Here is a 24,915-nt window from a genome sequence, read left to right on the forward strand (position 1 = left end):
GGCTCAGGCAGGCGTGGTCAGGTGAGCGTGATCGAGTCCCCGTCCACGGTGACCTCGCGCGCGGGGAGCGGTTTGGGCGCGGGACCGCCCTGCACGCTGCCGTCCGCGATCGAGAACCTGCTCTTGTGGCACGGGCAGGTGATGGCACCGTCGGAGACGCCCGTGACCGGGCATCCCTGGTGGGTGCACTCGTAGGAGAAGGCCTTGAACGTGCCCTGCGTCGGCTGGGTGACCACCACCTTGTGGTCCTTGAGCACCTTGCCGCCGCCCTCGGGGATGTCCGAGGTCTTCGCGACGACGGTCCCGGCGGACGCGGAGGGGGAGTCGTCCTCCGACCCGCACGCGTTCAGCCCGAAGGAGAGTCCCACGGCGCCGACTGCCGCCACGACGGTACGGCGGCTCGGGGTTGCGACGGGCTGGGGCGATTCGCTGGTCATGCGGGCCTTCCCTTCCATGTTCGACTCACGCCCACAGGTACGGGCGCCGCGCCTGTGCCGTTCAGACGGCCGCTAACCTGGGGCGATGCTGAGGGAAGTCATCGCGACCCGTTTCATCACGCCCCTGCGTGAGGGCGGCTCGCTGCCGGGGCTGGTCGAGGCGGACGACTTCGGGACCTACGTCCTGAAGTTCACCGGCGCCGGACAGGGCCGCAAGACGCTGATCGCCGAGGTAGTCTGCGGTGAACTCGCCCGCCGCCTGGGGTTCCGGATGCCGCGGCTGGTGACGGTCGCGCTCGATCCGGTGCTGGGCCTCGGCGAACCCGAGCAGCAGGTGCAGGACCTGCTGCGCGCCAGCGGCGGCACCAACCTCGGCATGCACTTCCTGTCCGGCGCGCTCGGCTTCGACCCGCTGGCCTTCACCGTGAGCGGTACGGAGGCCGGGCGGATCGTCTGGTTCGACGCGCTGGTGAACAACGTCGACCGTTCCTGGCGCAACCCCAACCTGCTGATGGTCCAGGGGGAGTTGTGGCTCATCGACCACGGCGCCACGATGATCTGGCACCACAACTGGCCCGGCGCCGAGGCCTCCGCGGCCCGTCCCTACGACGCATCCGACCACGCCCTTGCTTCCTTCGGGCCCGATGTCGCGGCGGCCGCCGCAGAGTTGGCGCCCCTCGTCACCGAGGACCTCCTCGCCGAGGTCACCGCCGAGATCCCGGACGACTGGCTCGCGGGCGAGCCCGGCTTCGAGAACCCGGACGACCTTCGCCGGGCCTACGCGCGCCCGCTGCTGGCCCGGGCCGCCGTCATCCACGAACGCATCGAGGGGACCAAGTGAGCGACGACCGCCATTTCATCAAGGGCGGACCGGGGGACCGCGAGGTCTTCGAGTACGCCGTCCTGCGCGTCGTACCCCGCGTGGAGCGCGGCGAGTGCATCAACGCCGGGGTGCTGGTCTACTGCCGAGCCCGGGCCTACGTCGGTGCCCGCACCCACCTGGACGAGGCGCGCCTGCTGGCCCTCGACCCCGACGCGGACCTGCCCGGCGTACGCGCGGCCCTCGACGCGGTCCAGCGAGTCTGCTCGGGCGGCGCCACCGCGGGTCAGGCCGCCTCGGACGACGCCGGCCGCCGCTTCCGCTGGCTCATCGCCCCCCGCTCCACGATCGTGCAGCCCGGCCCGGTCCACACCGGCCTGACGACCGACCCGGCGGCCGAGACGGAACGGCTGCTGGGGCTGCTGGTGCGGTGAGTCAGACGCGGCGGCGCCTCAGCGCGTAGCCGGCGGCGCCCGCGGTGCCGAGGACGAAGGCCGCCCCGACCCCGGTCTCCCAGTCGCTCGGTCCGGAGGACGACGATCCGCCGAGCCCGCCTCGGACGCCGAGCGTCGGGGTGACGGCGGAGGGGGTGGACGTGCCGGTCGCGGCGCCGCGCCGGGGCAGCCACTCGCAGGCGATGCCGTCGTCCGGGCCCCGGTCCTCGTCGAGCCGGTGCGGGTCGCCGGGTGTCGCCTCGTACACGGCCTGCGCCTCCTCCTGGTAGGTGAAGTCGACGCAGTCCAGGTCCTGGGCGTGCGCGGTGCCGGCCAGGGGCAGGGCGGTGGCTGCGGCGATCAGTATGCCGAGGGCGCCGGTGCGGCGGTGCATGGGTTCCCCCTTGGGCTGTCGGGCGGCTCGCGGTCCGACGCTATGGGCCGTACGGCCGTAGGAACGCGCGGGGATGAGCTGATGGGGTGACTCCGGGGGCGGCCGCCGTTCGGGGAATGGATCACATGCGTGCGGTGTGCCGTTGACACCGCGTGCCAGGGCTTCTAGCGTCACGTCTGCTGAAGGTACTAAGCGGTCGCTCATCTGGGGGCGAGCCGCTGGGCCGCACCCCAAGGGCGAGGAGAAGCAGCCATGTCCAGCACTGAGCAGAGGGTCGCCGTAGTCACCGGCGGAGCGCGCGGAATCGGTGCCGCCACCGCCGTACGCCTGGCCGCCGAGGGCCGCGCGGTCGCCGTGATCGACCTCGACGAGGCCGCCTGCAAGGACACTGTGGAGAAGATCACCGCGGCCGGCGGCAAGGCCCTCGCGGTCGGCTGCGACGTCTCCGACGAGGCGCAGGTCGAGGCGGCCGTGGCGCGGATCGCCGCGGAGCTCGGCGGGCCCACCATCCTTGTCAACAACGCGGGCGTGCTCCGCGACAACCTCCTGTTCAAGATGAGCGCCTCCGACTGGGACACCGTCATGAACGTCCACCTGCGCGGCGCCTTCCTGATGTCCAAGGCCTGTCAGAAGCACATGGTCGACGCCGGCTTCGGCCGGATCGTCAACCTGTCCTCCTCCTCCGCCCTCGGCAACCGCGGCCAGGCCAACTACTCCGCCGCCAAGGCCGGCATGCAGGGCTTCACCAAGACCCTCGCCATCGAGCTCGGCAAGTTCGGCGTCACCGCCAACGCCGTCGCCCCCGGCTTCATCGCCACCGACATGACGGCCGCCACCGCCGAGCGCGTCGGCATGGGCTTCGACGACTTCAAGGCCGCGGCCGCCACCCAGATCCCCGTCCAGCGCGTCGGGGAGCCGGACGACATCGCCAACGCCGTCGCCTTCTTCACCGGCGAGGCCGCCGGATTCGTCTCCGGCCAGGTGCTGTACGTCGCCGGCGGACCGCTCGACTAGAGGATCACGGACATGACTGAACTGCCTGAACTCTCCGGCAAGGTCGCCCTCGTCACGGGCGCCAGCCGCGGCATCGGCTACGGCGTCGCCGAGGCGCTGGTCGCCCGCGGTGACCGGGTCTGCATCACCGGCCGCAACGAGGACGCCCTCAAGGAGGCCGTCGAGGCACTCGGCGCCGACCGGGTCATCGGCGTCGCCGGCAAGGCCCACGACGAGGCCCACCAGGCCGTCGCCGTGGAGCGCACCATGGAGGCCTTCGGCCGCGTCGACTTCCTGGTCAACAACGCCGGAACCAACCCGGTGTTCGGCCCGATCGCCGACCTGGACCTGGGCGTCGCCCGCAAGGTGTTCGAGACCAACGTGATCTCGGCGCTCGGCTTCGCGCAGAAGACCTGGCACGCCTGGCAGAAGGACAACGGCGGTGCGATCGTGAACATCGCCTCCGTCGCGGGCATCGCGCCCTCGCCCTTCATCGCCGCCTACGGCGTGAGCAAGGCCGCCCTGATCAACCTGACCGCGCAGCTCGCGCACGAGTTCGCGCCCACGGTGCGGGTCAACGCGATCGCCCCGGCCGTCGTGAAGACCAAGTTCGCCCAGGCGCTGTACGAGGGCCGGGAGGCGGAGGCGGCGGCCGCCTACCCGCTGGGCCGTCTCGGGGTGCCGTCGGACATCGGCGGCGCCGCCGCGTTCCTCACGTCCGAGCAGTCCGCGTGGGTCACCGGCCAGACGCTCGTCGTCGACGGCGGTATCTTCCTCAACGCCGGCGTCGGCTGACCCGCCGAGCCCCGTCGGCTGACCCGCCGAGCCCCGCCGCGGGCGTCGTCGCGCAGCACGCGGCGACGCCCGTTTTGCCCTGTACAGAAGAGCCTTGCGCGTCCATAGAGACGCAGATCACACGGTGCTGACAACGTAGTCACGGTTTATCGATCAAGTGCCGCCGTGAGACACCGGTTCAATTCGCGAAGCTCTGCGGTATGGTCTGCCGACCCTTGGTATGGCAGATCGAGGAGCGTGCGCGTGTTCAACCGGATCCGACGCCTGCGGCAGGTGGCGGCCATCGCGTCCATATCGTCCCTGATGGCGGGATGCGGAATCCTCTCTTCGGAATCCTCCGAGGGGGAGGGGCCGATCGTCGTGGGGACGACCAGCGCGCCGAGCACGCTGGATCCCGCGGCCTCCTGGGACAGCTCCTGGGAACTGTTCCGCAACATCTACCAGACGCTGCTCAGTTACCCCTCGGGCGCGACCAAGCCCGAGCCCGACGCCGCCGAGAGCTGCAAGTTCACGGACAGCTCCAGCACCGTGTACCGCTGCGAACTGCGCGAAGGGCTGGAGTTCTCCAACGGCAGCGCCCTCGACGCCGAGGCCGTGAAGCACTCGATCGACCGGATCCTCAAGATCGACGTCAACGGCGGCCCGGCCGGTCTGCTGGGCAGCCTCGACAAGATCGAGGCGCCGAGCGAGCGCGAGGTCGTCTTCCGCCTCAACAGGCCGGACGCGACCTTCCCGTTCGTGCTCGCCACGCCCGCCATGTCGATCGTCGACCCGGCCGGCTACCCGATGGACTCCCTGCGCGAGGACGGCGCGGTCGTCGGCTCCGGGCCCTACACGCTGGCGTCGTACAAGGAGGGCGAGAAGGCCGAACTCCTGCGCAACGACAAGTACAAGGGCTACGCCGAGCGCAAGAACAGCGCCGTGACCATCCGCTACTTCGACGACTCGGCCACCATGGTCAGCGCGCTGCGCCGGCACGAGCTCGACGTCGCCTTCCGCGGCCTGGCCGCCGACGACATCCTCGATCTCCAGACGCGCGAGGCGCGCAAGGAGTTCCAGCTGATCGAGAGCGCCAGCACGCAGATCAGCTACCTGGTGTTCAACCCGAAGGACCCGTGGGCCGCCAAGCCCGCCGTCCGCAAGGCCGTCGCCCAGATCGTCGACCGTCCGGCCATCGCGCACAAGGTCTACAAGGACACGGTCGAGCCGCTGTACTCCATGGTCCCGAAGGGCCTGACCGGCCACACCACGGGCTTCTTCGACGACTTCGGCGAGCCCAGCCCCGACAAGGCCGCCGAGATCCTCACCAAGGCCGGCATCACCGAACCCGTTCCGCTCCAGCTCTGGTACACCACGGACCGCTACGGCTCCGAGACGAAGGCGGAGTTCGAGGAGATCAAGAAGCAGCTGGAGGCCTCCGGCCTGTTCGAGATCACCCTCAAGAGCCGCCCCTGGAAGACGTACGTGACGGGCTACCAGAAGGGCGAGTACCCGGTGTTCGGCCGCGGCTGGGCACCCGACTTCCCGGACGCCGACAACTTCATCGCGCCCTTCGTCGGCAACCAGAACGCCCTCGGCACGCCCTACCCGGCGCCCGAGATCACCGGCAGCATCCTGCCCCGCTCCCGCCAGGAGAGCGACCGCTCCAACGTGGAGAAGGACTTCGAGGAGGCCCAGCAGATCCTCGTCGACGACGCGCGGCTGCTGCCGCTGTGGCAGGGCCGGCAGTTCGTGGCGGCGGACAACGACGTCTCCGGCGCCGAGCGGGCCCTGGACCCGTCGACGATCATGATGATGGGCGAGTTCTACCGCAAGACCAGCTGGTAGCCCTTCCGAGTCCCTCCGTGCGGCCGGCGACGACCGGCAGCGACCACCGGCCCGGCCCTTCGCCGGGCCGGTTGTCAGTGGTCGCCGGTAGGTTCTGTGGTCAGGAAGCGACCGCACGTCGTAGTGACCCAGATCGTAAGGAAGTTGACGTGACCGACATCGCCATGCTGCCCGAGTCCTGGCGCGGGGTTCTGGGCGACGAGCTCCAGCAGCCCTACTTCAAGGAGCTGACGGAGTTCGTCGAGGAGGAGCGAGCGAAGGGTCCCGTCTACCCTCCGCGCGAGGAGGTCTTCGCCGCGCTGGACGCGACGCCCTACGACAAGGTGAAGGTCCTGATCCTCGGCCAGGACCCGTACCACGGCGAGGGCCAGGGGCACGGCCTGTGCTTCTCGGTCCGCCCGGGCGTGAAGACCCCGCCCTCGCTGCGCAACATCTACAAGGAGATGCAGGCGGAACTCGACCTGCCCGTCCCGGACAACGGCTATCTGATGCCATGGGCCCAGCAGGGCGTCCTGCTGCTCAACGCGGTGCTCACGGTCCGCTCCGGCGAGGCCAACTCCCACAAGGGCAAGGGCTGGGAGAAGTTCACCGACGCGGTGATCAGGGCCGTGGCGAGCCGTCCCGACCCGGCGGTCTTCGTGCTGTGGGGCAACTACGCGCAGAAGAAGCTCCCCCTGATCGACGAGACGCGGCACGTGGTGGTCAAGGGCGCGCATCCCTCCCCGCTGTCGGCCAAGAAGTTCTTCGGCTCCCGCCCGTTCACGCAGATCAACGAGGCGGTGGCGCGGCAGGGCCACGAGCCGATCGACTGGCGCATCCCGAACCTGGGCTGACCTGGAGCGGGGGCCGGTCCGGCGGGTCGGCCCCGCCTCGCGGCGATTGTCCGTGCCTGCGGTTAGCGTCGGGGGTGAAGCGGGCGAGAGTGCGGAGGGCGCGGTGGCGGAGCGACAGGGGCAGACGGTGCCGGATGCCGTACTGACACGGATCGGGCAGGTGGTCATGCTGCATCACGCGGGGGACCGCGAGGAGGCCCGGCACCGCTTCCTGGATCTTTGGGCGGAGATCGGCGAGCACGGCCACCCGCTGCACCGCTGCACCCTGGCCCACTACCTGGCCGACACCCAGGACGACCCCTCGGACGAACTGGCCTGGGACCTGCGGGCGTTGACGGCCGCGGAGGAGCTGACCGGCGACCGGCCCGCCGAGCGGGAAGGGGCACTCGCGGTGCGCGCGCTGTACCCCTCGCTGCATCTCAATCTCGCCGCCGACTATGTGAAGCTGGGCCGTTCCGAGGCCGCCCGGACCCATCTGCGCCGGGCTCGCGGAGCGGCCGCCGCACTCGCCGACGACGGCTACGGCAACGGGGTGCGGGCCGCGATCAGCCGGCTGGAGCTGCGGCTTGCCGAGGAAGGCCCGGCCGCGGGCGGTGGGTGGGGGCCGCCGCGGCAGCGGCCCTGAGTCCCGCGCCGTCCAGCGCCGCCCTGCCCCGCCCCGCGCGGCCCTGAGCCCTGTGCCGCCCCGCCGCCCTGCACGGTCCTGCGCCCCACGCCGTCCCGTGCCGTCCTGCCCAGTCCTGGGCCGTCCTGTGTCGTGGAACGGGCGTGCGATGCCGTATAGTTGACCTTGAGCCGGTCGCCGCGAACGCGGGGAAACCGGCACTGCGTTGGTGGTCCAAGGAAAGACGTCCCGCTTCCTGCGGGGAGATGCAGGTGCAAGGCCTGCCCGGCGCTCGGATCGTACGGCCCGTCCCTCATGGGGCGGGCCGTACGCGTTGTGCCGTACCCCCCTCGCCCGGCGGGAGCCGCGGCGGGCCGTGGCGTCAACGGCCGTACGCCCGCTCGCAGATCGCCGCCTCGGGACTGTCCTTGTGCCAGCCGCCGTACTTCCTGCCCAGGCCGCACACGTCCGCGTTCTTGCGGACCGACTCCTCGATGTCGGGAACCTCGACGTGCGGCTGCGGCGGCCGTACGTCGGGCAACTGCCGCTTGGGGTGCGGGTGCGGGCGACGCGGCTGCGGGTGGGAGACCGACGGCCGGTTAGCCGGTGCCGGGGTGTCGGCCTGCGGTGCCGGGGGCTGCTCGGGCACGGGCTTCTTGTCGTCGGGGCGACGGGGCGGCCCGATCAGCTCCAGTGCCTCCTGTGCGGGCGCCTGCACGATCCGGGGCTCCGCCCGGCCGTTCGTCTCGGGCGCCGGTGGCCGGGACGGCGGCGCCGTGGGCGCGGTCACGGGCGGGCGCTGGACCGTCACACACCCCGAGAGGGCGGAGACGGCCACGGTGACCAGGAGCGCTGCGGTGGTCGTCGTTCGATGCACTCGCGCAACTCTGCTGGTTCCGGCCCCTTCGGGGACAGCGGACAAGCGGAGGATGCCCCGCACGGGTGATCTCCGCCCCCGTACGGAGGGCGTGCGCCCCCGCAGGGTGACGTCAGTCGCCGGTGCTGCCGTCGACGCGCTCGCGCAGCAGGTCGGCGTGGCCGTTGTGGCGGGCGTATTCCTCGATCATGTGGGTGTAGATCCAGCGCAGGTTGAAGGGTTCACCGGCCCGGTTGGTGCCCTTGGAGAGGTCGTCGAGGCCGCGGCCCGCCGTGTTGCCCCGGGCCCTGTCGATCTCGGCCCGCCAGGTGGTGCGCGCCTCTTCCCAGGTGTCCGTGTCGGAGCAGTGGAAATCGCCGTCCGGGTCCTGCTCCGAGGAGTAGAGCACCCCCAGGTCCTCGCCGACGAGGATCTCGTGGAACCAGTAGCGCTCCACCTCGGCCATGTGCCGCACCAGCCCCATCAGGGTCAGCTCGGACGGCTCCACGGAGGCGGTCCTGAGCTGGGCGTCCGTCAGGCCCTCGCACTTGTGGGCCAGTGTCTGCCGGTGGTAGTCCAGCCAGCCCTCCAGCATGCCGCGTTCGTCGGCGGTGGCGGAGGGCTCATGGCGTTCGATTGCCATGGGCGCATCCTCGCGCAGGCTCATCCCGGTCCACCAGCGGTTTTACGGTCGCCGAGCATGCCGGCGAGCAGCTCGCGCAGTCCGTCCCGCATCTGCTCCGGGCTCGGCACCTGCGTGCTGAAGGAACCGGCGACGCAGGAGAACAGCAGTCCGTCCGCCCAGGCGACCAGGGACAGCACGTGCCGGGCGGGATCGGTCGACCCCAGCGCTGTGAGCAGTGCGGTGAGCCGGTCGCGGAACCGGGCGCCCGCGGTGTCGTAGTACGCGCGCAGTTCGGGGCGGCGGGTGGCCTCCAGGGCCAGTTCGTAACGGGCGAGCGTCAGGTCGCGGTTGCGGGTCAGGGAACGGTGGGCCGCCAGGGCCAGTGCGTCCACGACCGCGTCCGCGTCGCCGCGCGGGTCCGGCAGCTCGTCCAGGGCCAGTACGCGTGCCTCCCGCTCGGCGAGCCGCCGCACCGCCAGTTCCAGGAGCGCCTGCCGGGTGCGGGCGAGGTTGGACGTCGAGCCCTGGGGGAGTCCTGCCGCCTCGTCGACCGCCCGGTGGGTCAGGCCCCGCATCCCGCGCTCGGCGAGCAGGGCGAGGGCGGTGTCGGCGACGAGGTCGGCGCGGGGGGCGCTCGTGGTGCGTACGGACATGGAGGTCAACCTACCGGTCGAACTACAGATGTAGTACGGTCGGCGCAGTGCGTCACTACACCTGTAGTTCGACGGGGAGGGACCCATGGCAAGCACCGAGCGGGTCGTCGTGATCGGCGGCGGCATCGGCGGCCTGACCGCGGCGGCCGCACTGCACCGCAGGGGGTGCGAGGTGACCGTGCTGGAACGTGCCCCGTCCCTCGAACCCGTCGGCGCGGCCATCTCGCTCGCGCCCAACTCCCTGCGCGCCCTGGACGTCATCGGCCTCGGCGACGAGATCCGGGACCTGGCCGCCTGGCAGGGCGACGGGGGACTGCGCGCCCCGTCCGGCCGCTGGCTCGCGCGCACCGACGCGGCCGCCGTCGCCGCACGCTTCGGCGGCCCCCTGGTCCTGCTGCACCGGGCCACCCTCGTCAACAGCCTGGCCGCCGGCCTCCCGAAGGGCGCCATCCGCACGGGCGTCAGCGCGACCGTCGCCGACCCCGGCGACGCCCGCCGCCCCGCCCGCGTGACCACCCCGGACGGCGAGTTGGCGGCCGACCTGGTGGTGGCGGCCGACGGCATCCGCTCGGCCGTACGCGGGGCACTGTTCCCGGACCACCCCGGGACCGTGTACAGCGGTTTCACCACCTGGCGGGTCGTGGTTCCGCTGCCCGGCGTGGGGTTCGCCTCGCACGAGACCTGGGGGCGCGGCCGCGTCTGGGGCTCGCACCCGCTCAAGGACGGCCGGGTGTACGCGTACGCGGCAGCGGTGGCGCCCGCCGGGCAGCGCGCGCCCGACGAGCGGGCCGAACTCCTGCGCCGCTACGGCGACTGGCACGACCCGATCCCCGCGATCCTCGCCGCCACCCGCCCCGAGGACGTCCTGCGCCACGACGTCCACCACGTCGCCGAGCCCCTTCCGGCCTACCACCGCGGCCGCGTCGCCCTGGTCGGCGACGCGGCCCACGCCATGCCGCCGCTGCTGGGACAGGGCGGCAACCAGGCGATCGAGGACGCGGTCGTGCTGGCCCACCGGATGGACGACCTCCCGGCGTACACCGCGGACCGGCTGCCCCGTGCGACCGCCGTGGCCCGCAAGTCGGCGCGGGTCGCCCGTGTCAACCTGATGACCGGCCGGGCCCGGATCGCCGTACGCGACACCGCGATGGCCGCGCTGTCCAAAGCCGCACCGGGCCTGCTGGTGCGGGGCTTCGACGGCATCGCCGACTGGCGGCCGCCGCAGCCGCCGTATGCTTCGGTCCTGTCACACCCAGGCACACGTAGGGAGCGCCAGTGAAGGTCGGCTGCATCGGACTCGGGGACATCGCGCAGAAGGCATACCTGCCGGTGCTCGGCCATCAGCCCGGTGTCGAACTGCATCTGCAGACCCGCACGCCCGCCACCCTCGCCCGGGTCGCCGACGGCCTCCACCTTCCCGAGGGGCAGCGGCACACCGACCTCGACTCGCTGCTTGCCCAGGGCCTGGACGCCGCGTTCGTGCACGCGCCCACCGCCGTGCACCCGGAGATCGTGACGCGGCTGCTCCAGGCGGGCGTGGCGACGTACGTCGACAAGCCGCTGGCGTACGAACTCGCCGACTCCGAGCGGCTGGTCGGGCTCGCCGAGGAGCGCGGGGTCAGCCTCGCGGTCGGCTTCAACCGGCGCTACGCCCCCGGGTACGCGCAGTGCGTCGACCACCCGCGCGAGCTGATCCTCATGCAGAAGAACCGGATCGGGCTCCCGGAGGAGCCGCGCTCGATGATCCTCGACGACTTCATCCACGTCGTGGACACGCTGCGGTTCCTGGCGCCCGGCCCGGTCGACGACGTCACCGTGCGCGCCCGTACCGAGGGCGGGCTGCTGCACCACGTCGTGCTCCAGCTCGCCGGGGACGGCTTCACCGCCCTCGGCGTGATGAACCGGCTCAGCGGCTCGGCCGAGGAGATCCTGGAGGTCTCCGGCCAGGACACCAAGCGGCAGGTGGTCAACCTCGCCGAGGTGATCGACCACAAGGGGCAGCCGACCGTGCGCCGGCGCGGCGACTGGGTCTCGGTGGCCCGGCAGCGCGGCATCGAGCAGGTGGTGCTGGCGTTCCTGGACGCCGTACGCGCGGGGAAGGTGCTCAGCGCCCGGGACGCGCTGGCGACCCATGAGCTGTGCGAGCGGGTGGTGCGAGCGGTCCAGGAGCAGGCCGCCGGCTCCTGACCGCCCGCGCGGCCTCACCGGCGCACCACAGGGCCAGGGCGAGCAGCGCGGCCTGCACCGTCCAGTCGCCGAACCGGACGTAGAGCGTGGTGCCGCCGGCCAGCGGGACGTCGTAGACCGCCGCCGTGCTCGCGCTCGTACCCAGCGGCGGGCCGACGCGCCGCCCGCTCGCGTCGTACACGGCGGAGACACCGGTCAGCGTCGCGTGCGCCATCGGGCGGCCGGTCTCGGCGGCGCGCAGGGCGGCGAGCGAGGCGTGCTGCTCGGGGGCCCAGCTCTGCTGGAACGTCGACGTCGCCGACTGGGCGATGAGCAACTCGGCGCCGTCGTGGACGAGATGGCGGCTCATGTCCGGGAACGCCGACTCGAAGCAGACCATCGGGCCTACGCGGAGGCCGCCCCCGGCGTCCATCACCACCTGCTCGGAGCCGCGTCGCCGGTCCTCGCCGGCCGCCTCGCCCACCGAGGTCGCCCAGCCGAGCAGCGACCGGAACGGGACGTACTCGCCGAACGGCACGAGCCGCATCTTGTCGTAGCGGTCGCCGGTCAGACCGTCCGGGCCGACGAGCACCGAACTCTTGTAGATGCCGGGCTTGTCGGAGCGCTTGGCGTCGACATTGACCAGGAGGTCGGTGTCGGTCTCCCGGGAGAGCGCGGCGAGGCGCTCCGCCAGGTCGGGCCGGGCGCCCAGGTCGAAGCCGACGCTGCTCTCGCCCCACACGATCAGGTCCAGGTCCTGGCCGGCCAGCTCACGGGTGAGCTGCTCCTCGCGCGCGAAGCGCCGCTCGCCGCTGTCGGCCCCTTGGACGACGCCCGGCTGGACCACGGCGATCCGCGCCCGCCCCTGTGTGTCCGGGCGGGGTGACCACACCCAGACCGTGGAGGTCACGGCCGCGGTGGCGACGAGACCGGCCACGGCCGGGACGCGGGAGCGGCGGACCGCCGCCAGGACGGTTACGGCGACGTTGACCGCGACCACCAGGAAACTGAGCAGCCACACCCCGCCGACCGAAGCGAGCCGCAGCGCCGGTTCCACCTGCCACTGACTGGAGCCGAGCATGCCCCAGGGGCCGCCGAGCCCCTGCCAGGAGCGCACCAGCTCCACCGCCAGCCAGCCCGACGGCAGCACCGCGAGCGCGGCCGCCACCCGGCCGGGGCCGGGCGCCCCCGCCAGCAGGCGGTGCGTCAGCCAGCCCCAGGGGGCCCACAGCGCGCCGAGGAGCGCGGCGATGACGAAGGTGAACACATGCAGGTTCGGCAGCAGCCAGTGGTGCATCGCCAGCATGAAGCCGAAGCCGCCGCTCCAGCCGTCGTACAGCGCCCGGCGGCCGGTCGGCGCCGAGCGCAGCAGCAGGAGCCAGGGGACCAGGGCGACGTAGGCGAACCACCACAGGGACGGGGCCGGGAAGGCGAGCACGGGCAGCGCGCCGGCGAGCGCGGCGGCCAGTGATCGCCGCCACGGGGAGACGAGCCAGTGGCCGAACCTCTTCATGCAGCGCCTCCTACCCCGTGGTCCCTCCAGTGTGCGCGCTGGGGACGCGCGCGGGACAGAGCGCACGGGGCGAATCGATCATCGTGTCGCCGGGCGGGGTCGGTCATCGTGGGAGGGACGGGTCGGTCATCGTGGCGCGGGATGGGTCGGTCATCGTGCAGCGGGGCGGGTCGGTCATCGTGGCGCGGGATGGGTCGGTCATCGTGCAGCGGGGCGGGTCGGTCATCGTGGCGCGGGATGGGTCGGTCATCGTGCAGCGGGGCGGGTCGGTCATCGTGGGCGGGATGGGTCGGTCATCGTGGCGCCGGGCGGGTCGGTCATCGTGGGCGGGACGGGGCCGTCATCGTGGCGCCGGGGGAGTCGGTCATCGTGTCGGCCCGGGTTCGGGGAGCCGCCGCCACTTCTCCTGCACGACCACCTCGCGCAGCCGCCAGCCGTCGTCCGTGCGGGTCAGTTCGAAGGAGTAGCGGCCCCCGCACACGAAGTCCGGGGCGGCCGAACCGCCGTCCGACCGGTCCAGGCGCATCGGATTGACGTAGTCCGCCTGGACCTGGGCGGTGTCTCCGGTGTCCTGCTCCAGGACGCCGAACCGCACCCGGCGGTTGACGATCAGATGCTGCCGCATCGGGAACAGCCGCATGCTCTCGGCGAGCCACGCCGCGACCTTGCCGGCATCCCCCTCGATGCCGCCCGCCGAGCGGTAGTCCGCGCGCCCATCGGGTGTGAAGAGCCCCCGGTACGTCTGCCAGTCACCGTCGTCCACCGCCACCGCGTACTCGGTGACCAGCCCGTCGACGGCCAGCCGGTCCATCACGGTCGCGAGCTCCACACGCTGTGTCATCGGCTCAGTGTTGGGCACGGGGCGGCCGGGGCCAAGAGGTGTGCGGCGACGCGATGATATTCGGTGGCGACGGACCGGCCCTCGGCCCGAGGCTGACGGGATGAACGATCAAGTGACAGAGCCCGAACCCAAGTTCCGCGTACGGGCCCGGCACACGGAGTCCACGATCACCGTCTACCAGGCGTACCGCCCGGAGATCGGCGTCCCCGCCGCCCGGGACGGCCGCTTCCCGGCGTCCTGGAAGCGGGACCGGATGACCTGGATCAAGCCCTCCTTCCGGTGGATGATGTACCGCTGCGGCTGGGGTACGAAGGAGGGGCAGGAGACCGTGCTGGCCGTGGAGATCACGCGGGAGGGGTTCGTCTGGGCGCTGCGGAACGCGTGTCTGTCGCACTATGTGCCGGAGCTGCACGGTGACCGGGCGGCCTGGAAGCGGCAGTTGAGGCGGGCGCCTGCGCGGGTGCAGTGGGATCCGGAACGCGATCTGCAGCTCAATCCGCTGCCCCACCGGTCGCTGCAACTGGGCCTCGCGGGAGAGGCGGCGGGGCGGTATGCCGACGACTGGATCGTCGGCATCGAGGACGTGACCCCGTTGGCGACTGAGGTCCGCTCTCTGGTGCGGGCGGGCCGGACGGCACAGGCTGTTGGGTTGCTGCCGCAGGAGCGGCCGTATCCGCTGGATGACGAGGTCCTCGCCCACTTGAGGGCATAGCGGGTCAGGCCGCCGTGATGACCTCGCCGCGGATCGCGGCCGCCCACTCCACGACCAACAGCTCGTACTCCGTGCGCTCCTGGGCGGACAGGGTGCCGCCCGCGCGCACCCACAGGGCGCGGATCTGCTCGTTCACCTCGGCAGCGGAGCGCACGGAACCATCGGCTACGGAATCGGGGGACATGCGGACAAGCCTAGGGGCAAGCACTGACAGTGCGCTACCGAACGGCTACTCATCCTTATGCGATGAGTCACTGAACTTCCGCTCTCAGTGCGCGGGTTCGCCCGCGTCCGGGCTCAGCGCACCCGTGGCCACCAGCACGATGATGACGATGCCGAGGGCGATGCGGTACCAGACGAACGGCATGAAGCTCTTGGTGGAGATGAACTTCATGAACCATGCGATGACCGCGTATCCCGACACGAACGCGATCACCGTCGCGAAGGCCGTGGGGCCCCAGTCGACATGGCCGGTCTCCATCGCGTCCTTGAACTCGAACAGGCCGGAGGCGAGCACCGCGGGGATGGCGAGGAGGAAGGAGTAACGGGCCGCGGACTCGCGGGTGTAGCCCATGAACAGGCCACCGCTGATGGTGGCGCCGGAGCGGGAGACGCCCGGAATCAGGGCCGCGGACTGGCACAGGCCGAAGATCAGGCCGTCGCGGACGTTGAGGTCCTGCAGGCCCTTGCGCTCCTTGGCGGCGCGGTGCCGGCCGCCGCTCTCGTCGCGTGCCGCCATGCGGTCCGCGATGCCGATGATGATGCCGACCACGATCAGCATCGTCGCGGTGATCCGCAGATCGCGGAACGGTCCCTCGATCTGGTCCTTGAGCGTCAGGCCCAGGACCCCGATCGGGATCGAACCGACGATCACCAGCCAGCCCATCTGGGCGTCGTGGTCCCGCCGCATCTCCTTGTTGGTGAGCGACTTCAGCCAGGCGAGAACGATCCGCCCGATGTCCTTGCGGAAGTAGATCAGCACGGCCGCTTCCGTGCCGATCTGGGTGATCGCGGTGAAGGCCGCACCCGGGTCCTCCCAGCCGGAGAACGCCGCGGTCAGCCGCAGGTGCGCGCTGGAGGACACGGGGAGGAACTCGGTCAGCCCCTGGACGAGTCCGAGGATGAGGGATTCAAACCATGTCATGGGGTTACGGAGTCCAAGTGCTGATCGTGGAGGGCGCGATGGGCACACCGCACCGCGGGTGCGCGGTGATCACAGGTGTCGAGGGGCAGCGTAGCGCCCCTCGGTGACAGTCGTGGCACAGGGGTTTCGCCGGGGCGTCCGGTGGGCAGTCGGGAGCGGCCGCCCGGGGCGCGGGGGTCCGGGGCGTGGGGGCCCGGTGGATGCCGGCGGCGCCCCGGGGGGCCAGCGACCTGGAGGACCCGGAGGGCTTCACGCGCGCGGTCCGCGCGTTCTGCCGCGCGCGTGCGTGCGTGAGGGGGCGCGGTACCGCGCGCGTGGCGCTCACCGAGATGCCCGAAGTGCGGGCGGCTCTCACCAGAACGCGGTACCACGCGCGTGGCGCTCACGCCGCCGTCGTAGGTCCCGTCAGCGTCCAGCCCGGGGTCTGCGGGTGGGCCGTGAGGTCCTCGTGGTGGACCTGGGCGCCGCAGACCGCGCAGGTGACGACCGGGAGCAGTTCGTTGCCGCAGGCGTGTTCGATCACCATCGGGCGGTCGTCGTCCTTGCGGAGGTGGCGGTCGCCCCAGGCCATGAGGGTCATCAGGACCGGCTCCAGCTCGATGCCCGCCTGGGTGGGCCGGTACTCGAAGCGCTGCGGTCGCTCGCTGTAGGGGCGCTTGGTGAGGATCCCGGCATCGACGAGGCGGCGCAGGCGGGCGGCGAGGATGTCGCGCGGGGCGCCGATGTTGCGCACCAGCTGGTCGAAGCGGCCGTTGCCGAGGCAGACCTCGCGCAGGACGAGCAGGGAGTACTTCTCGCCGACGAGCGCCAGGGCGTCGGCGATGGAGCAGGGGCGCGGATCTTTGGGAGCGGCCATGGCGCCCAGTCTAGGTGAGGGTTTGATTTTCCAACTCGCGGAGCTATGGTGAGTTGGGATTTCCTACTGACCGGTAGTCGTGGAGGCCAGCATCATGCGTGATGCAGTGATCGTCGAAGCCGTACGCACCCCCATGGGCAAGGGCAAACCGAACGGGTCCCTCGCGCACGTCCACCCCGTCGAACTCCTCGCCCACACCCTGCGCACCCTCGTCGAACGCTCCGGAGTCGACCCGGCGCTGATCGACGACGTCATCGGCGGCACCGTCGACCAGGTCGGCGAGCAGGCCATGAACACCACCCGCTACGCCGCCCTGTCCGCCGGCTTCCCGGAGTCGGTCCCGGCGACCACCGTCGACCGCCAGTGCGGCTCCTCCCAGCAGGCCGTGCACTTCGCGGCCCAGGGCGTTCTCGCGGGCGCCTACGACCTCGTCGTGGCCTGCGGCGTCGAGTCCATGAGCCGGGTGCCGATGTGGTCGAACGTGCCGCCCGACAAGGACCCCTTCGGCCCCGGCGTCGCCGAGCGCTACCCCGAGGGCCTCGTCCCGCAGGGCATCAGCGCCGAACTGATCGCCGCCAAGTGGTCCATCACCCGCGAGCAGATGGACGCCTTCGCGGTCTCCTCGCACCGGCGGGCGGCCGAGGCATGGGAGAAGGGCCTCTTCGACGCCGAGATCGCGCCCCTGGACGGCGTCACCCGCGACGAGTGCGTACGACCGGGCAGCACCCCCGAGATCCTCGCCGGCCTCAAGCCCGCCTACTACGATCCGGCGTTCGCCGAGCGCTTCCCGCAGATCGAGTGGAACGTCACCGCGGGCAACGCCAGCCCCGTCAACGACGGCGCCTCCGCCGTACTGATCACCTCGAGCGAGACCGCGGCCCGGCTCGGCCTGCGCCCGCTGGCCCGCCTGCACAGCTTCGCCGTCACCGGCTCCGACCCGCTGCTGATGCTCACCGGAGTCGTCCCCGCCACCGAGAAGGTGCTGCGCCGGGCCGGTCTGGGCCTCGACGACATCGACCTGTTCGAGGTCAACGAGGCCTTCGCCAGCGTCGTCCTGGCCTGGCGGCAGGAGACCGGCGCCGACCCGGCCAAGGTCAACGTGCACGGCGGCGCGATCGCCCTCGGCCACCCCCTCGGCGCCAGTGGCACCCGCCTGACGACCACCCTGGTGCACGCGATGCGCGAGCGCGGCGCCCGTTACGCGCTGCAGACGATGTGCGAGGCGGGCGGCCTCGCCAACGCGATGATCCTGGAGTCGGTGTAGCGGCTCACCGGCCGCGCAGGTGGTGGCGCTTGCGCCAGGCCACCACCACGCCCGCCAGCGCCGGAACGGCGATGCAGGCCAGCGCGATCAGGAAGGCCGGAGACGTCGGCGTCGAGGCGCGGGCACCGGCGACGGCGTAGGCGGCGGTGTTCGGGATCGACCCGAGCGCGGTCGCCAGCAGGAACGGCACATAGCCCATGCGGGAGACGGCGGCACAGTAGTTCGCCGCCCAGAACGGCACCCCCGGGAACAGCCGCACGGCCAGCATCGAGCGGAAGCCGTGCTTGCTGAGCTGCCCGTCCGCCGCCCGCAGCCAGCGGCCCCGCAACAGCGGGCGCAGGGCGTCCTGCCCGAGCGTCCGGCCGAGCCCGAAGGCGAGCCCGGCCCCGAGCACCGTGCCCGCGAGGGCCGCGGCGAGGCCCAATTGGGAGCCGAACAGTGCGCCCGCCGCCAGGTTGAGCAGCGGCCGCGGCACGAAGGCCACCGTGCACAGCCCGTACGCCACGGCGAACACCACGGTCGCCGCGGCCCCGCTCAGCTGCGGCGGCCAGCCGTCCGCCAGCAGCCGCTGTGGTTCGAACAGCAGCATGCCGACCGCGGCCGAGGCGAGCACGGCGACCAGCAGGGACAGCCGCGACCACGGCGAGAACAGCACTCTCGTGCAGCGCGCGGCGAGGCCAGTGGGCGCGGGCACGGCCGCGGCCCCGGCAAGTTCTACGGCGGCGGCCGGGGGGACGGCCGCCGCGGTGCCCCCAGAGCGGGTGGTGGCATCGAGCATCCGGTGACACTAACCGACATATGTGTGTGATCGCCGTATGGTTCGTCTCATGAGGGCCACAGGACGGGGAACACCGGACGTCCCGGACAGCCGTCTCGCCGACACCGTGCTGGAGCGGCTCACCGCCGTCTACGGCGCCGGGGCGGACCCGGAGCGCGGCGCGACCATGCGCACGTACATGAAGGACGTGGCACCCTTCCTCGGCCTCACCACCCCCGTGCGCCGACAGCTGTCCCGCACCGTCCTGGAGGGCACGCCCCGCCCCGACGAGGCCGACTGCACGGCGATCGCCCTGCGCTGCTGGGCGCTGCCCGAGCGCGAGTACCAGTACTTCGCCGTGGACTATCTGCGCCGCCACGCGCGCGTGTGCTCCTCCGGCTTCCTGCCGGTCACCCGGTACCTCGTCGCCACGGTCCCCTGGTGGGACACCGTCGACCTGCTCGCCGCCCATGTCGTGGGAGCCCTGGTGGCCGCCGACCCCGAGCTCACCGCGGACATGGACGCCTGGATCGGCGACGACAACCTCTGGGTCGCCCGCACCGCCCTCCTCCACCAGCTCCGGTACAAGGACCGCACCGACACCGAGCGCCTCTTCGCCTACTGCGTACGCCAGTCCGGGCACCCGGACTTCTTCATCCGCAAGGCCATCGGCTGGGCGCTGCGCGAGTACGCCAAGACCGACCCGGAGGCCGTACGGTCCTTCCTCGCGCGCGAGACGGGCCGCTTCGCGCCGCTGTCGGTGCGGGAGGCGCTGAAGAACATCGGGGCCTGACGCGAGACACATCGGTGCCTGACGAAAGACGTAGGGGCACCCTCCCGGAAAATCGGTCGACGCGGGGCACGGCGTCGGCAATGATCGGCCTCATGTTCCGGCACGCCTTCCTCCTCGCAGCATCCGCAGTCGCGGATGCGCCGAAGGCTGCCGTTCCCGTCTTCCTGACAGCTGTCGACGGCGCCCGAAGCTGACCCTCTCCGGATTGTCCGGCGGACCCCGCAGGGGGAGGGTCGGCCAGTCCTCGGGGTCCACCTTCCTACGCAGTGACTTCGAGGTAGAGCCATGTCCAAGACGGCTTACGTCCGCACGAAACCGCATCTCAACATCGGCACGATGGGCCATGTCGACCACGGCAAGACCACCCTGACCGCCGCCATCACCAAGGTCCTCGCCGAGCGCGGCTCCGGCACGTTCGTTCCCTTCGACCGCATCGACCGGGCGCCGGAGGAGGCCGCGCGCGGCATCACCATCAACATCGCGCACGTCGAGTACGAGACCGACACCCGGCACTACGCGCACGTGGACATGCCGGGCCACGCCGACTACGTCAAGAACATGGTCACCGGCGCCGCGCAGCTCGACGGGGCGATCCTCGTCGTCTCCGCGCTCGACGGGATCATGCCGCAGACCACCGAACACGTGCTGCTCGCCCGGCAGGTGGGCGTCGACCACATCGTCGTCGCCCTCAACAAGGCCGACGCGGGCGACGAGGAGCTCATCGACCTCGTCGAGCTGGAGGTCCGCGACCTGCTCACCGCGCACGGCTACGGGGGCGACTCGGTGCCCGTCGTACGGGTCTCCGGGCTGAAGGCGCTGGAGGGCGACCCCAAGTGGACGGCGGCCGTCGAGGCGCTGCTCGACGCGGTGGACACCTATGTGCCCATGCCGGAGCGGTACGTGGACGCGCCCTTCCTGCTGCCGGTGGAGAACGTGCTCACCATCACCGGCCGGGGAACGGTCGTCACGGGCGCCGTCGAGCGGGGCACCGTGCGGGTGGGGGACCGGGTCGAGGTGCTCGGCGCCTCCGTGGAGACGGTGGTCACCGGTCTGGAGACCTTCGGCAAGCCCATGGAGGAGGCCCAGGCAGGGGACAACGTGGCGCTGCTGCTGCGCGGGGTTCCCCGGGACGCGGTGCGGCGCGGGCACGTGGTGGCGGCGCCGGGGAGCGTGGTGCCGCGCAGCCGGTTCTCGGCCCAGGTGTACGTGCTGTCCGCGCGCGAGGGCGGCCGTACGACGGCGCTCTCCAGCGGGTACCGGCCGCAGTTCTACATCCGTACCGCGGATGTGGTCGGTGACATCGACCTCGGTGAGGTGGGAGTCGCCCGGCCCGGGGAGACGGTTGCCATGACCGTCGAGCTGGGGCGGGAGGTGCCGCTGGAGCCCGGGCTCGGGTTCGCCATCCGTGAGGGCGGGCGGACCGTCGGAGCGGGGACCGTGACCGCCGTCGAGTGAAGGTGGCCGAGGGGCGCGGGGACTGCGGAGCCGTAGAGCGGCGCAGCCCCGCGCCCTTTCGGGAGCTGTCCGGGCCCCACAATGGACACGTGACCGAACCCATCCCCGTGACCCGCGCCGTCGACCACGGCACCGCCAAGCTCATGCCGGACGTCGACCGGAAGCGGGCCTGGCTGCTGACCGTCGAGGGGGCGCCGCAGTCGTACGTCGACCTGGACGAGCCGACGTACCTGGAGTTCGAGTACGCGCGGCGCCTCGGGCACGTCCTGGACACCGTGGCGGAGCCGGGGCGCCCGCTGGACGTGCTGCACCTCGGGGGCGGGGCGCTCACCCTGCCCCGGTACGTGGCCGCCACCCGGCCGGGGTCCCGGCAGGACGTCGTCGAGGCCGACCGCGGGCTGATGGAACTGGTCGCCGAACATCTGCCGGTGCCGCGGGGCTCCGGCATCACCCTGCACGGCGCGGACGCGCGGGCCTGGCTGGAGGCCGCGCCGGACGACTCGGCGGACGTCCTCGTCGCCGACGTCTTCGGCGGCTCGCGCGTTCCGGCGCACCTCACCTCCGTCGGCTACGCCCAGCAGGCCGGACGGGTCCTGCGCGACACCGGCGTCTATCTGGCGAACCTCGCCGACGCCGCGCCCTTCGGCTTCCTCCGCTCCCAACTGGCCACGTTCGCCACCGTCTTCGAGGAACTGGCGCTGATCGCCGAACCGGCCGTGCTGCGCGGCCGCCGCTTCGGCAACGCGGTCCTCGTCGCCGCACGGCACCCGATCGACACCGCGGCCCTGGCCCGCCGCACCGCCGCCGACGCCTTCCCCGCCCGGGTCGAGCTCGGTCCGGGCCTGCGGGACCTCATCGGCGACGCCCTGCCGGTCCGCGACGAGGACGCCGTACCCTCTCCCGAGCCGCCGGACGGGGCGTTCGGCATCGGCTGACAGGGAACGGCCGCGTCGGCGTCCGGAGAGGGCGGGGCCGGCCTGCTCCCCGCATGCCTACGGCTACGGCGGCCCCGTGTCCGCCCGTCAGGAGTCGGTCGGCGGTTCCTCGGTGAGCCGGACCGTGCTCAGGATCTTCTGGACGGTCGCCTCGGAGATCTCGTCCTTGACACCCTTGGCGCCGAACAGGTTCCAGGTGACGAAATCGCCCGCGCCGTTCTCGAAGGCGAAGGTGATCGCCTTGCCGTCGCTGTCGCACTTGCCGTTCTGCGGAGTGTTCTCGGAGTGCGCGGTGGCGACGCTGCCCTTGATGCCCGAGGCCGTGGTGTACGGCTTGGGCTTGTCGAACTTCACGCTCTTGCGGTCGGGCTGCGTGTAGCCGCCGTAGATCCACCACGGCACGCGGGTCTCGGCCGCCTCGTTCAGGTCCTTCGCGCCGTTCTCGCCGCGCGTACCGGCGGTGACCAGGGCGGTGTCCTCGGTGCGGCCGTCCTTGTCGGAGTCGACCGTGCACCACTTGGACTTGAGGTAGGCGGGCGCGGTGACGGTGGTGCGGTCGAGCTTGCCGTCCTTGTCCTCCCACTCGAAGCCCACGCTCGTGTCGGCGTTCTCGATCTCCCAGTCGGCGGGAACGTCGAACATCGTGCCGAAGCGCGGGTTGACGACGACCTTCCAGCCCTCGATCGTCGGCTCCAACGCGCCGTCGCCGCGCGGATTCTCACCGGAGCCGGACTCGGTGGCGGTCGGCTCGGCCGACTTGCTCACGGTCGGACTCGGGGAGGCCTTGCCGTCCGCCTTGTCGTCCTTGTCGCCGCCCAGCACCAGGAAGCCGGTGACACCGGCCGCCACGACCACGGCCGTGGCCGCCACGATCGCGACCAGCTTGGTCCGGTTTCCGCCACCACCGCCCGGCGGCGTCGGCGTCTGCGCCACAGTGGGCGCGCCCCACTGCGGCTGCTGCCCGTAGGGGTTGGGCTGCTGATAACCGGGCTGCTGATACGGATTCGGCTGCTGGTACCCCGGCTGCTGGTACGGGTTGTTCGACTGCTGCGGGTTCTGCTCGCCCCCGGGCGGCTGCTGTCCTGGCCACATGGGGAGCCACCCTAGCCGCGCCGAGGACACGTTTCGGTCACCGGGTCTTGTCAGGGACGTAGCAACTCAGTGATCGGTGGGTGGCGTGTAGAGCCGTACCGTGCGCATGATCTGCCGGATCGTGGTGTCCGGCACCTCCTCGCCGACCCCCTTCGCGGCCACGAACGACCAGGACGCGAAGTCGCCGTCGGCGTTCTCGAAGGCGAACGTCGTCGCCTTGCCGTCCGAGTCGCACCTGCCCCGCCGCTCCACGCCGGACGACTGCGACGTGGCCACGCTGCCGGTGAGGCCGGAGTCGGTGGTGAAGGAGGTCACCGGCCCGGTCGTGACCTTCGCGCGGTCCGGCTGTGTGTAGCCGCCGTAGACCCAGTTCGCCGAGTCGGTGCGGGCTATCTGCTCGGTGCTCTTCGCGGTGCGGTTGCCCCGGGAGCCCGCGGACGCCAGTGCCGTGTCGTCGGCGTGGCCGTCCTTGTCGTCGTCCGACGTGCACCACTTCGCCTTGAGGACGGCCGGGGCCTTCATGGCGACCAGAGGAGTGTCCTCGGGGTCGTCGTCCTCCGAGACGTACGACACCCAGTCCGGTGACTGCGGCGCCCAGTCCGCGGGCACGTCGAAGGCGACGCCGATGTCGGGGTTCGCCACGACCTTCCAGCCGTCGACGGTCGGCTGCGTCGCGTCCGACTCCGACGCGGTGGCGGTGGGGGAGGCGGTCGGGCCGGGGCCGGGGCTGGCCTTGTCGTCCGCGTCCCCGCCCAGCAGGACGGCCCCGGTCACGACGGCTGCCGCGGCCACGGCCGTGGCAGCGACGATCGCGATCAGCCCGGTGCGCCGTCCTCGGCCGGGCGGCGCGGGGCCGGCGGCGGGCGCGTCCCAGGTCGCCGGTTGCCGCTGGACGTAGGGGTTCGGTTGTCGATACCCCGGCTGCCGGTAGGGGCTGTTCGGTTGCTGCGGTGTCTGCCCGTCCCCGGGCGGCTGGTTTCCGGGCCACATGGTCGAACAGGCTACGACGATCATGCCGAGTGTCTGGCCCCGCGAGGCTACTCGTGGGTAACATGCTGCCATGAGCGCAGATCAGATGTCGATCGGCGAGTTGCTCGCCGCCACGGTGCCGATGGTTCGGACGCTGAACCTGGAGTACCTGGAGACCACTCCGGAGAAGGCCGTGCTGGCCCTGCCGGACCAGAGCGAGTACCGCAACCACGTCGGCGGGCCGCACGCCGGCGCGATGTTCACCCTGGGGGAGTCGGCGAGCGGCGCGATCGTGCTCGCGGCGTTCGGGGACCAGCTGTCCCGGGCCGTGCCGCTGCCGGTCAACGCCGAGATCGCGTTCAAGAAGATCGCGCTGGGACCGGTGACGGCGACGGCGACGCTGGGGCGGCCGATCGCGGACGTCGTCGCCGAACTGGACGCGGGGACGCGTCCGGAGTTTCCGGTGACGGTCGCCATCCAGCGGGAGGACGGGGCCGTGACCACCGAGATGACGGTGGTGTGGACCCTGCGTCCCAACAACTGAGCGACGTTCGGGGAGTGGACCGCGAACCGGCGGAAGCCGGTCCGCGGTCCGTCGCGTTGTGGCGCCGTGGGCGGTCGAGGGTTTCTGTGGCGCCGTGAACTCCGGGTCCGGGTGCGGGCGGCCGCCGCGCACAGTCAGCCGGTCGGCCGACCGACCTGCCTTGCTGCCGGTGTCGTGACGCGATTCGCCGGCAGGGCACCGCGATTCGCCGGCAGGTCGCGCCGTGCGCCGTGCCGGCGGTCACGTCCTGCGGGGCGTCGGTCGGCTGGGCCCGCGCCCTGTCGGCCCGGCCCCGCGCCCTGTCGGCCCGGCCCCGCGCCCTGTCGGCCCGGCCCCGTGCGCTCCAGGCCGCCGAAGAGCGGTGGGCAGCGTGGTCGCGCCGGAACGGGACCACCTCTACGGCCCCGCCGCCGTGGTGCGGACCTACGAGAACGCGGTCGTCCTCGTCACCGGGCCGTCGAGCAGCCCGTACGCCGGGGGACGTGTCGGCGCGTATGCCGTCATCGGCCGCCACGCTCTCGGTCCGGAGCCTGGTCGCCGGCGGGCGGCGGGCGCGCGGGACAGCGCGCCGCGGTGGCGCGGCTCGCTCCGCCGGACGGGTGG

Annotated in this window: 28 protein-coding genes; 15 read left to right on the forward strand and 13 right to left on the reverse strand. The window is 72.0% G+C overall.

Annotated elements, in window-relative coordinates:
- Window positions 1-17 precede the first annotated feature (17 nt).
- A complete protein-coding gene (locus tag ICC28_RS38135) occupies window positions 18-437 on the reverse strand; it encodes a Rieske (2Fe-2S) protein (RefSeq protein WP_188293445.1) in 420 nt (139 codons plus the stop codon).
- Window positions 438-522: 85 nt separating this feature from the next.
- On the opposite strand from ICC28_RS38135, the gene ICC28_RS38140 reads away from it, so the two are divergent.
- Complete coding sequence (locus ICC28_RS38140; RefSeq protein ID WP_188293446.1) at window positions 523-1,278, forward strand: HipA family kinase; 756 nt, start codon at window positions 523-525, stop codon at window positions 1,276-1,278.
- On the forward strand, window positions 1,275-1,691 hold the full coding sequence (locus tag ICC28_RS38145) for a DUF3037 domain-containing protein (protein ID WP_188293447.1): 417 nt from the start codon (window positions 1,275-1,277) through the stop codon (window positions 1,689-1,691). Before ICC28_RS38140 ends, ICC28_RS38145 begins: the two co-directional genes overlap by 4 nt.
- 1 nt (window position 1,692) lies before the next feature.
- On the opposite strand, the gene ICC28_RS38150 is transcribed toward ICC28_RS38145, so the two are convergent.
- On the reverse strand, window positions 1,693-2,085 hold the full coding sequence (locus tag ICC28_RS38150; RefSeq protein ID WP_188293448.1) for an excalibur calcium-binding domain-containing protein: 393 nt from the start codon (window positions 2,083-2,085) through the stop codon (window positions 1,693-1,695).
- Window positions 2,086-2,337: 252 nt separating this feature from the next.
- On the opposite strand from ICC28_RS38150, the gene fabG reads away from it, so the two are divergent.
- From fabG to ICC28_RS38175, 5 genes are all read left to right on the forward strand, one after another.
- Window positions 2,338-3,099, forward strand: coding sequence for a 3-oxoacyl-ACP reductase FabG (gene fabG, locus ICC28_RS38155; protein WP_188293449.1), 762 nt, complete (start codon window positions 2,338-2,340; stop codon window positions 3,097-3,099).
- Window positions 3,100-3,111: 12 nt separating this feature from the next.
- Entirely contained in the window at window positions 3,112-3,873 is a 762-nt protein-coding gene (locus ICC28_RS38160; RefSeq protein ID WP_188293450.1) for an SDR family oxidoreductase, read from the forward strand.
- 243 nt (window positions 3,874-4,116) lie between these two features.
- The gene (locus ICC28_RS38165) at window positions 4,117-5,700 is read left to right on the forward strand and encodes an ABC transporter substrate-binding protein (protein WP_188293451.1); all 1,584 of its coding nucleotides are present in this window, start codon (window positions 4,117-4,119) and stop codon (window positions 5,698-5,700) included.
- 149 nt (window positions 5,701-5,849) lie between these two features.
- On the forward strand, window positions 5,850-6,533 hold the full coding sequence (ung, locus tag ICC28_RS38170) for a uracil-DNA glycosylase (RefSeq protein ID WP_188293452.1): 684 nt from the start codon (window positions 5,850-5,852) through the stop codon (window positions 6,531-6,533).
- 103 nt (window positions 6,534-6,636) lie between these two features.
- Window positions 6,637-7,158 (forward strand): hypothetical protein, encoded by a 522-nt coding sequence (locus ICC28_RS38175; RefSeq protein WP_188293453.1) that lies wholly within the window; start codon window positions 6,637-6,639, stop codon window positions 7,156-7,158.
- A 361-nt stretch (window positions 7,159-7,519) separates the two neighbouring features.
- Here the strand turns inward: ICC28_RS38175 and ICC28_RS38180 are convergent, their stop codons facing one another.
- From ICC28_RS38180 to ICC28_RS38190, 3 genes are all read right to left on the reverse strand, one after another.
- Complete coding sequence (locus ICC28_RS38180; RefSeq protein WP_188293454.1) at window positions 7,520-8,014, reverse strand: hypothetical protein; 495 nt, start codon at window positions 8,012-8,014, stop codon at window positions 7,520-7,522.
- A gap of 112 nt (window positions 8,015-8,126) precedes the next feature.
- The gene (locus ICC28_RS38185; RefSeq protein WP_188293455.1) at window positions 8,127-8,636 is read right to left on the reverse strand and encodes a DinB family protein; all 510 of its coding nucleotides are present in this window, start codon (window positions 8,634-8,636) and stop codon (window positions 8,127-8,129) included.
- 20 nt (window positions 8,637-8,656) lie between these two features.
- The gene (locus ICC28_RS38190) at window positions 8,657-9,271 is read right to left on the reverse strand and encodes a TetR/AcrR family transcriptional regulator (protein ID WP_188293456.1); all 615 of its coding nucleotides are present in this window, start codon (window positions 9,269-9,271) and stop codon (window positions 8,657-8,659) included.
- Window positions 9,272-9,356: 85 nt separating this feature from the next.
- Between ICC28_RS38190 and ICC28_RS38195 the strand changes: the two genes are divergently transcribed.
- Entirely contained in the window at window positions 9,357-10,550 is a 1,194-nt protein-coding gene (locus ICC28_RS38195) for an FAD-dependent monooxygenase (RefSeq protein ID WP_188293457.1), read from the forward strand.
- Entirely contained in the window at window positions 10,547-11,458 is a 912-nt protein-coding gene (locus ICC28_RS38200) for a Gfo/Idh/MocA family protein (RefSeq protein ID WP_188293458.1), read from the forward strand. The genes ICC28_RS38195 and ICC28_RS38200 overlap by 4 nt, the downstream gene beginning before the upstream one ends.
- Here the strand turns inward: ICC28_RS38200 and lnt are convergent.
- The gene (lnt, locus tag ICC28_RS38205; protein ID WP_188293459.1) at window positions 11,376-12,950 is read right to left on the reverse strand and encodes an apolipoprotein N-acyltransferase; all 1,575 of its coding nucleotides are present in this window, start codon (window positions 12,948-12,950) and stop codon (window positions 11,376-11,378) included. The genes ICC28_RS38200 and lnt overlap by 83 nt on opposite strands.
- Before the next feature lie 364 nt (window positions 12,951-13,314).
- Window positions 13,315-13,791 (reverse strand): nuclear transport factor 2 family protein, encoded by a 477-nt coding sequence (locus tag ICC28_RS38210; RefSeq protein ID WP_188293460.1) that lies wholly within the window; start codon window positions 13,789-13,791, stop codon window positions 13,315-13,317.
- Window positions 13,792-13,891: 100 nt separating this feature from the next.
- Between ICC28_RS38210 and ICC28_RS38215 the strand changes: the two genes are divergently transcribed.
- Window positions 13,892-14,503 carry a DUF4291 domain-containing protein gene (locus tag ICC28_RS38215; RefSeq protein ID WP_188293461.1) on the forward strand — a complete coding sequence of 204 codons (612 nt, stop codon included), beginning with the start codon at window positions 13,892-13,894 and terminating at the stop codon, window positions 14,501-14,503.
- A 4-nt stretch (window positions 14,504-14,507) separates the two neighbouring features.
- On the opposite strand, the gene ICC28_RS38220 is transcribed toward ICC28_RS38215, so the two are convergent.
- The 3 genes from ICC28_RS38220 to ICC28_RS38230 all read right to left on the reverse strand — a co-directional run bounded on the left by ICC28_RS38220 (window position 14,508) and on the right by ICC28_RS38230 (window position 16,503).
- Window positions 14,508-14,687, reverse strand: coding sequence for a hypothetical protein (locus tag ICC28_RS38220; protein WP_188293462.1), 180 nt, complete (start codon window positions 14,685-14,687; stop codon window positions 14,508-14,510).
- An 84-nt stretch (window positions 14,688-14,771) separates the two neighbouring features.
- Window positions 14,772-15,647 carry an undecaprenyl-diphosphate phosphatase gene (locus ICC28_RS38225; RefSeq protein ID WP_188293463.1) on the reverse strand — a complete coding sequence of 292 codons (876 nt, stop codon included), beginning with the start codon at window positions 15,645-15,647 and terminating at the stop codon, window positions 14,772-14,774.
- A gap of 382 nt (window positions 15,648-16,029) precedes the next feature.
- Window positions 16,030-16,503: a winged helix-turn-helix transcriptional regulator gene (locus ICC28_RS38230; RefSeq protein WP_188293464.1), complete on the reverse strand. Its 474-nt coding sequence runs from the start codon at window positions 16,501-16,503 to the stop codon at window positions 16,030-16,032.
- Between the two features lie 94 nt (window positions 16,504-16,597).
- On the opposite strand from ICC28_RS38230, the gene ICC28_RS38235 reads away from it, so the two are divergent.
- Window positions 16,598-17,767: a thiolase family protein gene (locus tag ICC28_RS38235; RefSeq protein ID WP_188293465.1), complete on the forward strand. Its 1,170-nt coding sequence runs from the start codon at window positions 16,598-16,600 to the stop codon at window positions 17,765-17,767.
- Between the two features lie 4 nt (window positions 17,768-17,771).
- Here the strand turns inward: ICC28_RS38235 and ICC28_RS38240 are convergent, their stop codons facing one another.
- Window positions 17,772-18,545 carry a TVP38/TMEM64 family protein gene (locus ICC28_RS38240; protein WP_188293466.1) on the reverse strand — a complete coding sequence of 258 codons (774 nt, stop codon included), beginning with the start codon at window positions 18,543-18,545 and terminating at the stop codon, window positions 17,772-17,774.
- 49 nt (window positions 18,546-18,594) lie between these two features.
- On the opposite strand from ICC28_RS38240, the gene ICC28_RS38245 reads away from it, so the two are divergent.
- From ICC28_RS38245 to ICC28_RS38255, 3 genes are all read left to right on the forward strand, one after another.
- Complete coding sequence (locus ICC28_RS38245) at window positions 18,595-19,317, forward strand: DNA alkylation repair protein (protein WP_188293467.1); 723 nt, start codon at window positions 18,595-18,597, stop codon at window positions 19,315-19,317.
- Window positions 19,318-19,602: 285 nt separating this feature from the next.
- Window positions 19,603-20,772: an elongation factor Tu gene (gene tuf / locus ICC28_RS38250; RefSeq protein WP_188293468.1), complete on the forward strand. Its 1,170-nt coding sequence runs from the start codon at window positions 19,603-19,605 to the stop codon at window positions 20,770-20,772.
- An 89-nt stretch (window positions 20,773-20,861) separates the two neighbouring features.
- Window positions 20,862-21,707, forward strand: a complete 846-nt coding sequence (locus tag ICC28_RS38255) for a spermidine synthase (RefSeq protein WP_188293469.1) — start codon at window positions 20,862-20,864, stop codon at window positions 21,705-21,707.
- An 87-nt stretch (window positions 21,708-21,794) separates the two neighbouring features.
- Here the strand turns inward: ICC28_RS38255 and ICC28_RS38260 are convergent, their stop codons facing one another.
- Window positions 21,795-22,799, reverse strand: a complete 1,005-nt coding sequence (locus ICC28_RS38260; protein ID WP_188293470.1) for a hypothetical protein — start codon at window positions 22,797-22,799, stop codon at window positions 21,795-21,797.
- A 66-nt stretch (window positions 22,800-22,865) separates the two neighbouring features.
- The gene (locus ICC28_RS38265; protein WP_188293486.1) at window positions 22,866-23,789 is read right to left on the reverse strand and encodes a hypothetical protein; all 924 of its coding nucleotides are present in this window, start codon (window positions 23,787-23,789) and stop codon (window positions 22,866-22,868) included.
- Between the two features lie 85 nt (window positions 23,790-23,874).
- Between ICC28_RS38265 and ICC28_RS38270 the strand changes: the two genes are divergently transcribed.
- Window positions 23,875-24,312 carry a DUF4442 domain-containing protein gene (locus ICC28_RS38270; protein WP_188293487.1) on the forward strand — a complete coding sequence of 146 codons (438 nt, stop codon included), beginning with the start codon at window positions 23,875-23,877 and terminating at the stop codon, window positions 24,310-24,312.
- Window positions 24,313-24,915: the final 603 nt, after the last annotated feature.

Source organism: Streptomyces sp. TRM68416, assembly GCF_014596915.1.
Classification (GTDB): Bacteria; Actinomycetota; Actinomycetes; order Streptomycetales; family Streptomycetaceae; genus Streptomyces.

Bases quoted from the DNA above. Each gene is read 5' to 3' on its own strand.
- ICC28_RS38150 (WP_188293448.1), bottom strand. From the start codon at position 2,085: ATGCACCGCCGCACCGGCGCCCTCGGCATACTGATCGCCGCAGCCACC.
- ICC28_RS38270 (WP_188293487.1), top strand. From the start codon at position 23,875: ATGTCGATCGGCGAGTTGCTCGCCGCCACGGTGCCGATGGTTCGGACG.
- ICC28_RS38135 (WP_188293445.1), bottom strand. From the start codon at position 437: ATGACCAGCGAATCGCCCCAGCCCGTCGCAACCCCGAGCCGCCGTACC.
- ICC28_RS38190 (WP_188293456.1), bottom strand. From the start codon at position 9,271: ATGTCCGTACGCACCACGAGCGCCCCCCGCGCCGACCTCGTCGCCGAC.
- lnt (WP_188293459.1), bottom strand. From the start codon at position 12,950: ATGAAGAGGTTCGGCCACTGGCTCGTCTCCCCGTGGCGGCGATCACTG.
- ICC28_RS38195 (WP_188293457.1), top strand. From the start codon at position 9,357: ATGGCAAGCACCGAGCGGGTCGTCGTGATCGGCGGCGGCATCGGCGGC.
- fabG (WP_188293449.1), top strand. From the start codon at position 2,338: ATGTCCAGCACTGAGCAGAGGGTCGCCGTAGTCACCGGCGGAGCGCGC.
- ICC28_RS38225 (WP_188293463.1), bottom strand. From the start codon at position 15,647: ATGACATGGTTTGAATCCCTCATCCTCGGACTCGTCCAGGGGCTGACC.
- ICC28_RS38185 (WP_188293455.1), bottom strand. From the start codon at position 8,636: ATGGCAATCGAACGCCATGAGCCCTCCGCCACCGCCGACGAACGCGGC.
- ICC28_RS38260 (WP_188293470.1), bottom strand. From the start codon at position 22,799: ATGTGGCCAGGACAGCAGCCGCCCGGGGGCGAGCAGAACCCGCAGCAG.
- ICC28_RS38265 (WP_188293486.1), bottom strand. From the start codon at position 23,789: ATGTGGCCCGGAAACCAGCCGCCCGGGGACGGGCAGACACCGCAGCAA.
- ICC28_RS38160 (WP_188293450.1), top strand. From the start codon at position 3,112: ATGACTGAACTGCCTGAACTCTCCGGCAAGGTCGCCCTCGTCACGGGC.
- ICC28_RS38235 (WP_188293465.1), top strand. From the start codon at position 16,598: ATGCGTGATGCAGTGATCGTCGAAGCCGTACGCACCCCCATGGGCAAG.
- ICC28_RS38215 (WP_188293461.1), top strand. From the start codon at position 13,892: ATGAACGATCAAGTGACAGAGCCCGAACCCAAGTTCCGCGTACGGGCC.
- ICC28_RS38220 (WP_188293462.1), bottom strand. From the start codon at position 14,687: ATGTCCCCCGATTCCGTAGCCGATGGTTCCGTGCGCTCCGCTGCCGAG.
- ICC28_RS38240 (WP_188293466.1), bottom strand. From the start codon at position 18,545: ATGCTCGATGCCACCACCCGCTCTGGGGGCACCGCGGCGGCCGTCCCC.
- tuf (WP_188293468.1), top strand. From the start codon at position 19,603: ATGTCCAAGACGGCTTACGTCCGCACGAAACCGCATCTCAACATCGGC.
- ICC28_RS38210 (WP_188293460.1), bottom strand. From the start codon at position 13,791: ATGACACAGCGTGTGGAGCTCGCGACCGTGATGGACCGGCTGGCCGTC.
- ICC28_RS38245 (WP_188293467.1), top strand. From the start codon at position 18,595: ATGAGGGCCACAGGACGGGGAACACCGGACGTCCCGGACAGCCGTCTC.
- ICC28_RS38140 (WP_188293446.1), top strand. From the start codon at position 523: ATGCTGAGGGAAGTCATCGCGACCCGTTTCATCACGCCCCTGCGTGAG.
- ICC28_RS38230 (WP_188293464.1), bottom strand. From the start codon at position 16,503: ATGGCCGCTCCCAAAGATCCGCGCCCCTGCTCCATCGCCGACGCCCTG.